Source organism: Rhodococcus sp. As11, from assembly GCF_048957735.1.
Taxonomy (GTDB): Bacteria; Actinomycetota; Actinomycetes; order Mycobacteriales; family Mycobacteriaceae; genus Rhodococcus; species Rhodococcus gordoniae.
Genome location: NZ_JARDJE010000010.1, coordinates 1 through 10089 on the forward strand (window position 1 = coordinate 1; position 10089 = coordinate 10089).

Here is a 10089-nt window from a genome sequence, read left to right on the forward strand (position 1 = left end):
GCATAGGTCAGCGACCCACCCTCGAACACCAACGCCGTCGCATCCGGCACCCGCGAAACCTGCTCGTCGAACAGATCGACCAGGGTCGACGTCTGCTCCACCGCACGGTCGGTGGCGTTCCACGACTCGAGGATCTCGACCCGCTCGGATCCGTCGAGCATGTCGATGTCGCCGACGGCCGTGGCCGGGTCGGTGACGATCGCTTCGAGGACACGCACGAAGCGCTGTGCGAAGCCCGCGACCGTCGACTCGTCGAACAGATCGGTCGCATACGTGAAGGTGGCATCGATGACGTCGGGCGCACCGTCGTCGTCGTAATGGTCGAACACCGTGAGCTGCAGGTCGGTCTTGGCGAGCTGCAGTTCGAAATCGGTGGAGCTCACCGTCAGCCCGGGCAGTTCGAGCTGGGTGCGCGCCAGATTCTGGAACGACAGACCCACCTGAAAGAGCGGGTTGCGGGCGGTCGAGCGCACCGGGTTCAGCACTTCCACCAGGCGTTCGAACGGCACATCGGCGTTCGCGAACGCGCCGAGGTCGGTCTCACGGGTGCCTTCGAGGAGTCGCTCGAAGGACTGGGCCGGATCGACGTCGCTGCGGAAGACCAGCGTGTTGACGAACATGCCGATCAGATCGTCGAGCTCGCGCTCGCCGCGACCGGCGATCGGGGTGCCGATCGCGATGTCGCGCGTGCCCGAGAGTCGGGCGAGCACGGTCGCGAAGGCCGCGTTGACGACCATGAACAACGTCGCGTTCTTCGACCGCGCAAGTTCCTGCAGACCGCGGTGCAATTCGGGCGAGATCGTGAATTGCAACGATTCGCCGCGGAAGCTCTGACTCGGCGGACGCTGACGATCGGACGGGAGGTCGAGCTGGTCGGGCAGGCCGGCGAGCGCCTGCTTCCAGTACGCGACCTGCTTCGCGGCCAACGATTCGGGGTCGTCCTCGCGGCCGAGCACCTCGCGCTGCCACAACGCGTAGTCGGCGTACTGCACGGGCAACGGCTCCCACGCCGGCGCGTCGCCCCGCGACCGTGCCACGTAGGCCGTCATCAGGTCTCGGGTCAGCGGGCCGACCGACGCGCCGTCGGCCGACACGTGGTGTACGACCAGCGCGAGAATGTGCTCGTCGTCGCTGACGCGGAAGATGCGCACCGCGACCGGCACCTCGGCGGTCACATCGAAGGTCGTCGACATGAAGGCCACGATCTCGGGTTCGAGTTCGGCCTCCGCGACGTCGCGCACGACGAGTTCGGGCAGCGCACCGTCGAGCGGGAGCACCACCTGGTGCGGTCCGTCGGGCGAGTCCGGGTAGATGGTGCGGAGCGATTCGTGCCGGGCGATGACGTCGCGTGCTGCCGCGCGGAGCGCGTCGACATCGAGGTCGCCGACGAGCCGCACAGCGATCGGGATGTTGTCGACCGCCGAGGACGCCGTGTCGAACTGGTTGAGGAACCAGTAGCGCTGCTGCGCGAGCGACAGCGGAACCCGGTCGGGTCGTTCGCCGGCGACGAGGGGACGGCGCGGGCCACCCGACACTCCGTGTTCGAGGCGCGCCGCAAGGTCTTCGACGGTCGCGGCTTCGAACAACAGTCGCAGGGGCACGGTGGCATTCAGCGCGGCACCGATGCGGGAGACCACTCGGGTGGCGATGAGCGAGTTTCCGCCGAGCGCGAAGAAGTCGTCGTCGAGACCGACGCGGTCGACGCCGAGAACCTCGGAGTAGGTCGACGCCACGACCTGTTCCGTGGAGGTGGTGGGAGCGCGGAACGCCCTGACCTCGAAGACGGGATCGGGCAGTGCCTTGCGGTCGAGCTTGCCGGACGCACCCAGCGGCATGGCGTCGAGGAGCACGTAGGTGGCGGGGACCATGTAGGCCGGCAACTGCGCGGACAGTGCCGCACCGGCCACCGCCTGATCGAAGGTCGCTCCGGGCTGCGGGACGACGTAGGCGACGAGCTGGTCCTGCCGGACGAGCACCACGGCCTGGTCGACCTCGTCGAGGTCGAGCAGCGCGGTTTCGATCTCCCCGAGTTCGATGCGCAGACCGCGGAGCTTGACCTGGAAGTCGGTGCGGCCGATGTAGTCCAGTTCACCCGTCTCGTCCGGCCGGCGCACGAGGTCGCCGGTGCGGTACAGACGCTCACCGTCGCCGAAGGGCGAGGCGACGAAGCGTTCGGCAGTGAGATCGGGGCGCTGCACGTAGCCGCGCGCGAGCTGGACGCCCGCGAGATAGAGCTCTCCCGCGACCCCTACGGGGACGGGCGCGAGACGCTCGTCGAGGACGTAGACGCGGGTGTTCCACACGGGCGCACCGATCGGCACGGACACCGTGTCGGCGTCGGTGACCTCGTGATAGGTCACGTCCACGGCCGCCTCGGTGGGACCGTAGAGGTTGTGCAGACCGGCGTCGGTCAGCAGTGCGCGTGTGCGGGCGGCCAGTGCGGGCGGCAGGGCCTCGCCGGAGGCGAAGACGTGACGGAGCGAGGTGAGTTCGTCGACCGAGGCCTCGGCGACGAACACCGCCAGCATCGACGGCACGAAGTGCACGACCGTCACGGCACGCCGGTCGATCACCGACGCCAGGTACCGCGGATCCCGATGGCCGTCGGGTACGGCGACCACGAGACGGGCACCGATCTGCAGGGGCCAGAAGAATTCCCACACCGACACATCGAACGTGAACGGGGTCTTCTGCAGTACCCTGTCGGCCTCGGTCAGGGGGTATTCGTGCTGCATCCAGCGCAGGCGGTTGACGATCGCGCCGTGCGGCACCGCCACACCCTTGGGCCGGCCCGTCGAACCCGACGTGAAGATCACGTAGGCCGTGTTCGACGCCCGCAACGGGGACGTCCGCTCCGCGTCGGTGACCGGTTCGGCCGACGTCGCGGACAGATCGAGGGAGTCGACGAGCAGGCTCGGGACAGACCTCTCCCCCGGGACACGGAATCCGTCGCGTGCGGTGGTCAGCACCACCACCGGCGCCGCGGTGTCGAGGATGTAGCCGTTGCGCTCGTCCGGCTGATCCGGATCGATCGGCACGTAGGCACCACCGGCCGCGACGACGGCGTACATACCGACCAGCAGATCCAGCGAGCGACGCACGGCCAGACCCACCCGCGCATCGGGGCCGACGCCGAGCGAGATCAGGTGCCGTGCAAGGCGGTTCACACGCTCGGAGAAATCGCCGTAGGTCGACGACTCACCCTCGAACTCCACCGCGACCGCATCCGGCGACCGCCGGACCTGCTCGGCGAACAGATCCACGAGGGTGGAGGTGCCGTCGAGCACACGGTCGGTGTCGTTCCACCGCTCGAGCAGATGCACGCGTTCGGCGTCGTCGAGCAGATCGACATCGCCCACCGTGACCGAGAGGTCGCCGGTGACGGCATCCAGCAGACGGACGAAGCGGTCGGCGACACGTTCGACGGTGCGGGCATCGAACAGATCGATGGCGTAGGTCAGGCCCACCGAGTACTCGGCCGCACCGCTCGCAGTGGGCGTCTCGGTGACGACGAACTGCAGGTCGAACTTGGCGGTCGTGATGTCGAGGTCGACGGCCCCGACGGTCAGACGGGGTAGCTCGAGCGTGCCGGTCTCGAGGTTCTGGAACGACAGCATCACCTGGAACAGCGGATGACGTGCCGTGGACCGTTCGGGATTGAGCACCTCGACGAGTCGTTCGAACGGCAGGTCGGCGTGGCCGAACGCTTCGAGGTCGGCGCCGCGCACCCGGCCGAGCACCTGCTCGAACGACTCGCCGCCGTCCACCCGGGTGCGCAGCACCAGGGTGTTGACGAACATGCCCACCAGGTCGTCGAGCGCCGCGTCGCCACGGCCGGCCACCGGAGTGCCGATCGCGATGTCGTCGGTACCCGACAACCGCGCCAGCAGCACCGCCAGCGCCGCGTGCACCACCATGAAGGGAGTCGCGTTGCGTTCGCGGGCGAGCGTGACGATGCGATCGTGGAGCGTCTCGTCGAGCGTGAACTCGTACAGGGCGCCCCGGTTGGTGGCGACCGCGGGGCGGGGGTGGTCGGCCGGCAGGTCGAGTTGCTCGGGCAGACCCGCGAGCGTCTGCCGCCAGAAGCCGACCTGCGACGAGATCACCGACTCCGGATCGTCCTCCGAGCCGAGCACCTCCCGCTGCCAGATGGCGAAGTCGGCGTACTGAACCGGCAGCGGTTCCCAGCCCGGCTCCCCTCCGGCCGCCCGGGCCGCGTAGGCGGAGACGATGTCGCGGGTGAGCGGACCCATCGAGAAGCCGTCGGCTGCGATGTGGTGCACGACCAGCGCCAGCACGTGTTCGGTCGCCGACACCGCAAAGAGCTGCGCCCGGAAGGGTGCCTGCGTGGAGACGTCGAAACCGGACGAGACGAGATCCGTGATGCTCTGCACCAGCTGCGTCTCGGTGACATCGATCGGTGACAGGTCGGGTTCGACCTCGGACACCGGCAGCACCTGCTGGTAGCCCACACCGTCGACGTCCGGGTAGATCGTCCGCAAGGATTCGTGCCGGCCCAGCACGTCGGCCACCGCGGAGCGCAGCGCCTCGACGTCCAGCGCGCCGGTCAACCGGACCGCGACCGGAATGTTGTTGACCGCCGATTCCGGTTCGAACCGGTTGAGGAACCACATCCGCTGCTGCGCGAGCGACAGCGGCACACGCTCCGGACGCTCCTGCACCACGAGCGGCGTGCGGCCCTGCGCGTCGCTCTGCTCGACGCGGGCGGCGAGCGCGGCCACACCGGGCGCCTCGAACAGCACACGAACGGGCACAACGGTTCCCAGTTCCGAACCGAGACGCGCGACGACCTGCGTGGCGATGAGGGAGTTGCCGCCGAGCGCGAAGAAGTCGTCGTCGAGTCCGACGCGATCGACGCCGAGGACGCCGGCGAACACGCCGGCGACGACCTCTTCGACCGGGGTCGTGGGTGCACGGAAACCGCGGGTCTCGAAGACCGGATCGGGCAGCGCCTTCCGGTCGACCTTGCCCGAACTTCCGAGCGGCATCTCGTCGAGGACCATGAACTGCGACGGCACCATGTAGGCCGGGAGCACCGTGCTCAGCGCGGCCTGCGCGGCGTCGCGGTCGAAGGTCGTGTTCGGGGCCGGGACCACGTAGGCGACGAGTTGTTCGTGCCGCACCTGGGCGGCGGCCTGCGAGACCCCGGTGTGGTCGAGCAACGCGGTCTCGATCTCCCCGAGCTCGATGCGCAGACCGCGGAGCTTGACCTGGAAGTCGGTGCGGCCGAGGTACTCGAGGTCGCCGCTGTGGTCGTTGCTCCGGCGCACGAGGTCGCCCGTGCGGTACAGGCGCTCACCGTCGCCGAAGGGCGAGGCGACGAAACGCTCGGCGGTGAGATCGGGGCGGCCGACGTAGCCGCGCGCCACCTGCGCGCCCGCGAGGTACAGCTCGCCCACGACCCCGGCGGGAACCGGCGACAGTCGCGCGTCGAGCACGTAGGCGCGGGTGTTCCACACCGGAGCGCCCATCGCGACGGAACCACCGGTCGTGCCCGCGACGGGGCGGGCGGTGGCGTGCACCGTGGCCTCGGTGGGGCCGTAGAGGTTGTGGAGTTCGGCGGCGCTGATCCGGGAGAACTGCTCGGCCACCGACAGGGGGAAGGCCTCACCCGCGACGAGCACGGTGCGCAGCGACGCGCAGTCGTCCGGCGACGCCGACGCGGCGAAGACCGCGAGCATCGACGGGACGAAGGAGGTGATCGTCACCGCGCGCTCGCGGATGACCGTGCCGAGGTAGGCGGTGTCGCGGTGACCGTCCGGGGCTGCGATCACCATGCGTGCACCGACGGTGAGGGTGCCGAACAGTTCCCAGACCGACACGTCGAAGGTGAACGGGGTCTTCTGCAGCACCACGTCGTCGGGGCCGATCCCGTATGCGGTGGTGATCCACCGAATCTGGTTGACCACGGAGGCGTGGGCGACGGCCACACCCTTCGGGCGGCCGGTCGAACCCGAGGTGAAGATCGTGTACGCGGTGTTCGTCGGACGCAACGGCGCGATGCGATCGGCGTCGGTGATCGGTTCGGCCGGTGTCGCGGCCAGGTCGAGGCTGTCGATCGCGAGCGACGGCGCCGATGCCGTGGCCGGCACGCGGTATCCGTCGCGCTCGGTGGTCAGCACCACCACGGGTGCCGCGGTGTCGAGGATGTAGCCGTTGCGATCGTCCGGCTGATCCGGATCGATCGGCACGTACGCACCACCGGCCGCGACGACCGCGTACATACCCACCAGCAGATCCGGCGAGCGACGCATCGCCAGACCCGCCGACGTCTCCGGCCCGACACCGAGCGAGATCAGGTGCCGCGCAAGACGGTTCACACGCTCGGCGAACTCGCCGTAGGTCAGCGACTCGCCCTCGAACTCCACCGCGACCGCATCCGGCGACCGCCGGACCTGCTCGGCGAACAGATCCGCCAGGGTTCGGGCGTCGCCGAGTTCGTGCTCGGTGGCGTTCCACGTGGCGAGCACATCGGTGCGCTCGGCGTCGTCGAGCAGCGCGACATCACCGACCGGGAGTGCGGGCTCGGTCGCGACCGCGGTGAGGATCCGGGTCAGGCGCTCGGCGAAGGACTCCATCGTCCGGGCGTCGAACAGATCGGTGGCGTAGGTGAGGTCGACGAGATAGCCCTCTGCGGTGGCGTCGTCCGAGACGGTGACCTGCAGGTCGAACTTCGCGAGTGCCGCGTCGACGTCGAGCGCCGAGACGGTCAGGCCGGGCAGCTCGAGAGAGTCGGCGTCGAGGTTCTGGAACGCGAGCAGTACCTGGAACAGCGGGTGGCGGGCGGTCGACCGTTCGGGGTCGATGAGCTCGACGAGCCGTTCGAACGGCAGGTCGGCGTGGCCGAACGCTTCGAGGTCGGCGCCGCGCACCTGTCCGAGCACCTGCTCGAACGACTCGCCGCCGTCCACCCGGGTGCGCAGCACCAGGGTGTTGACGAACATGCCCACCAGATCGTCGAGCGCCGCGTCGCCACGGCCGGCTACCGGAGTGCCGATCGCGATGTCGTCGGTACCCGACAACCGCGCCAGCAGCACCGCCAGCGCCGCGTGCACCACCATGAACTCGGTGGTGGAGGTGCGGCGAGCCAGATCGCGTACGGCGGAACGGAGTTCGGATCTCAGGACGAACCGGTGCGAGGCGCCGCGGTAGCTCGCGACCGCCGGTCGCGGACGGTCGGCCGGCAGGTCGAGCTGCTCGGGCAGACCCGCGAGCCTTTCCCGCCAGAACGCGACCTGCGACGAGATCACCGACTCCGGATCGTCCTCCGAGCCGAGCACCTCCCGCTGCCAGATCGCGAAGTCGGCGTACTGCACCGCGAGCGGTTCCCACTGCGGGGCGTCGCCCGAGACGCGTGCGGCGTAGGCGGTGACGACGTCGCGGGTGAGCGGACCCATCGAGAAGCCGTCGGACGCGATGTGGTGTACGACCAGCACCAGCACGTGCTCGGTGTCGGAGACCGCGAACAGGCGTGCCCGGAAGGGGACCTGCGAGGTCACGTCGAAGCCGGTACCGACGATCTCGGTGGCCCGGGCGATCAGATCGGACTCGGCCACCGGAACCGGCGTCAGATCGGGCACCACCTCGTCCACCGGCAGCACCTGCTGATAGCCCACACCGTCGACATCCGGGTAGACCGTCCGCAGCGACTCGTGCCTGCCGAGCACGTCGGCGACCGCCGCCTGCAGAGCCGCCGCGTCGAGTGCACCCGACAGGCGGATCGCCACCGGGATGTTGTCGACCGCCGATTCGGGTTCGAATCGGTTGAGGAACCACATCCGCTGCTGCGCGAGCGACAACGGCACCAGTTCCGGGCGCACCTGCGGAACCAGCGGTGCTCGCCCGTCGGCACCGGAAGCCATGGCGGCGTCGACGAGCGAGGCCAGCTCGGCCGCGGTCGGGGCGTCGAAGAACTCGCGGACGTCGATGCGGACCTTGTGGTCGGAGCCGAGCCGCGCGACGACCCGCGTCGCACTCAGGGAGTTGCCGCCGAGTTCGAAGAAGTCGTCGTCGACGCCGAGCCGCTCGATGCCGAGGATCTGCTCGAACGCCGAGACGACGGCGTGCTCGGTGGCCGTCGACGGTGCGCGGTACTCGCGTTGCAGAGAGCTGAAATCCGGTGCGGGCAGCGCCTTCCGGTCGAGTTTGCCACTGCCGCCGAGCGGGAACTCGTCGAGTTCGACGAACAGCGACGGCACCATGTAGTCGGGCAGACGCCGGCGTACGGCGTCGGCGAGCTCGGACCGCTCGATGTCGCGGCCGTCGGTGACGAGATAGGCGACGAGGTGATCGCCGAGCGCGGGGTCGGAGTGCACGACGACGACCGACTGCCGCACGCCCGGATGGTCGAGCAGCGCCGATTCGATCTCGCCGAGTTCGATGCGCAGACCGCGCAGCTTCACCTGGAAGTCGGTACGGCCGATGTACTCGATCTGCCCGTCCTCGTTCGTCTTCACGAGGTCGCCGGTGCGGTACATGCGGTCGCCGGGCTCCCCGAACGGGTCGGCGACGAAACGATCGGAGGTCAGATCGGGGCGACGGAGGTAACCGCGCGCGAGCTGGACGCCCGCGAGATACAGCTCGCCCTCGACACCGTCGGGGACGGGGCGCAGGCCCTCGTCGAGGACGTAGAGACCGGTGTCGGCCACGGCGGCACCGATGGGCACGACGGTGTCGTCGGCCGAGGTCGCGAAATAGGTGACGTCGACCGCGGCCTCGGTGGGCCCGTACAGATTGTGCAGACGCGCCGAGGAGATCTCGTAGAAACGGGCGACCGTCTGCGGCGGCAGCGCCTCACCGGACGCGAAGACGTAGCGGAGGGTGCTCACCGACGCGGCGGTGGGCTCGGCGAGGTAGACGGCGAGCATCGACGGCACGAAGTGCGCGATCGTCACGCCACGCTCGATCATCGTCTGCGCGAGATAGGCCGGGTCGCGGTGCCCGTCGGGCACGGCGATCGTGAGGCGGGCACCCACCTGCAGGGGCCAGAAGAACTCCCAGACCGACACGTCGAAGGTGAACGGTGTCTTCTGCAGCACGACGTCGTCGGCGCGCATCCCGTACTCCGCCTGGCGCCAGTCGATGTTCGCGACGATCGCCCGGTGCTCGACGGCGACGCCCTTCGGCCGTCCCGTCGAACCCGACGTGAAGATGACGTACGCGAGGTGATCGGTCGTGAGCGCGCCGCGGCGCTCCTCCGGGGCGATGGGATCGCCGGAGATCTCGGACAGATCGAGGGTGTCGATCGTCAGCGCCGGGACGGAACCGGGAAGATCGACGGCGTCGCGTTCGGTGGTGACGACCGCGACCGGCTCGGCGATCTCGAGGACGTAGGCGAGGCGGTCGGCCGGATGGTCGGGATCGAGCGGCACGTAGGCGCCGCCGGCCTTGACGATCGCATACATGCCGACCAGCAGGTCGAACGATCGGCGGACCGCGAGACCGACGCGTGCGTCGGGGCCCACACCGAGACCGATGAGGTGACGGGCGAGACGGTTGACGCGGGCGTCGAACTCCCGGTAGGTCAGGCCCTGTCCGTCGAACTCGAGAGCGACGGCATCGGGTGTTCGGGCCACCTGGGCGTCGAAACGCGCCGCGAGCGTGCCGGGATCGACCGTGGCCGGTGCCGCCGCATCGTCGCCGAGCACCTCGACGGCGTCGGCCAACAGCGTGTCGACCACCCCCGCGAGACCCGGGGCACCGAGCAGAGCGGGCGCGATGTTCGACAGGACGACCGGGAACAGCGCGTCGAAACCGAGCGCACCGCCCATGGCGGTGTCGAGTGTGGCGATCTCGTCGCGCAGGCGCGCGTAGCCGATACGGGTGTCACCGTCGGAGAGGGCGACACGGTCGGGTTCGATGTCCGCGACGGCGGCGAGCAACCGGGGAAGGTCCTCGATCGCCAGCGCCGGCTTGCCCGCCATGTCACCCGTCATCTACGTCAGCCTCCTGAAATAACCTGCGCTCGGCACTGCGCTGTGCGCGCGCCACCGCCCCCCGCTGCCACCCGGCACCGTACTGGCCGGGCAGTCGAACGACAGCCGATCTTCCATTATCCCGAAGTGTCCG

1 protein-coding gene is annotated in these 10089 nt (G+C 69.5%); it reads right to left on the bottom strand.

The window, feature by feature from the left end; translation table 11 throughout:
• Positions 1 to 9956, bottom strand: a 9956-nt coding sequence (locus PV766_RS14670; RefSeq protein WP_421097287.1) for an amino acid adenylation domain-containing protein, incomplete at its 3' end; no start/stop codon positions are given.
• Positions 9957 to 10089 lie beyond the last annotated feature (133 nt).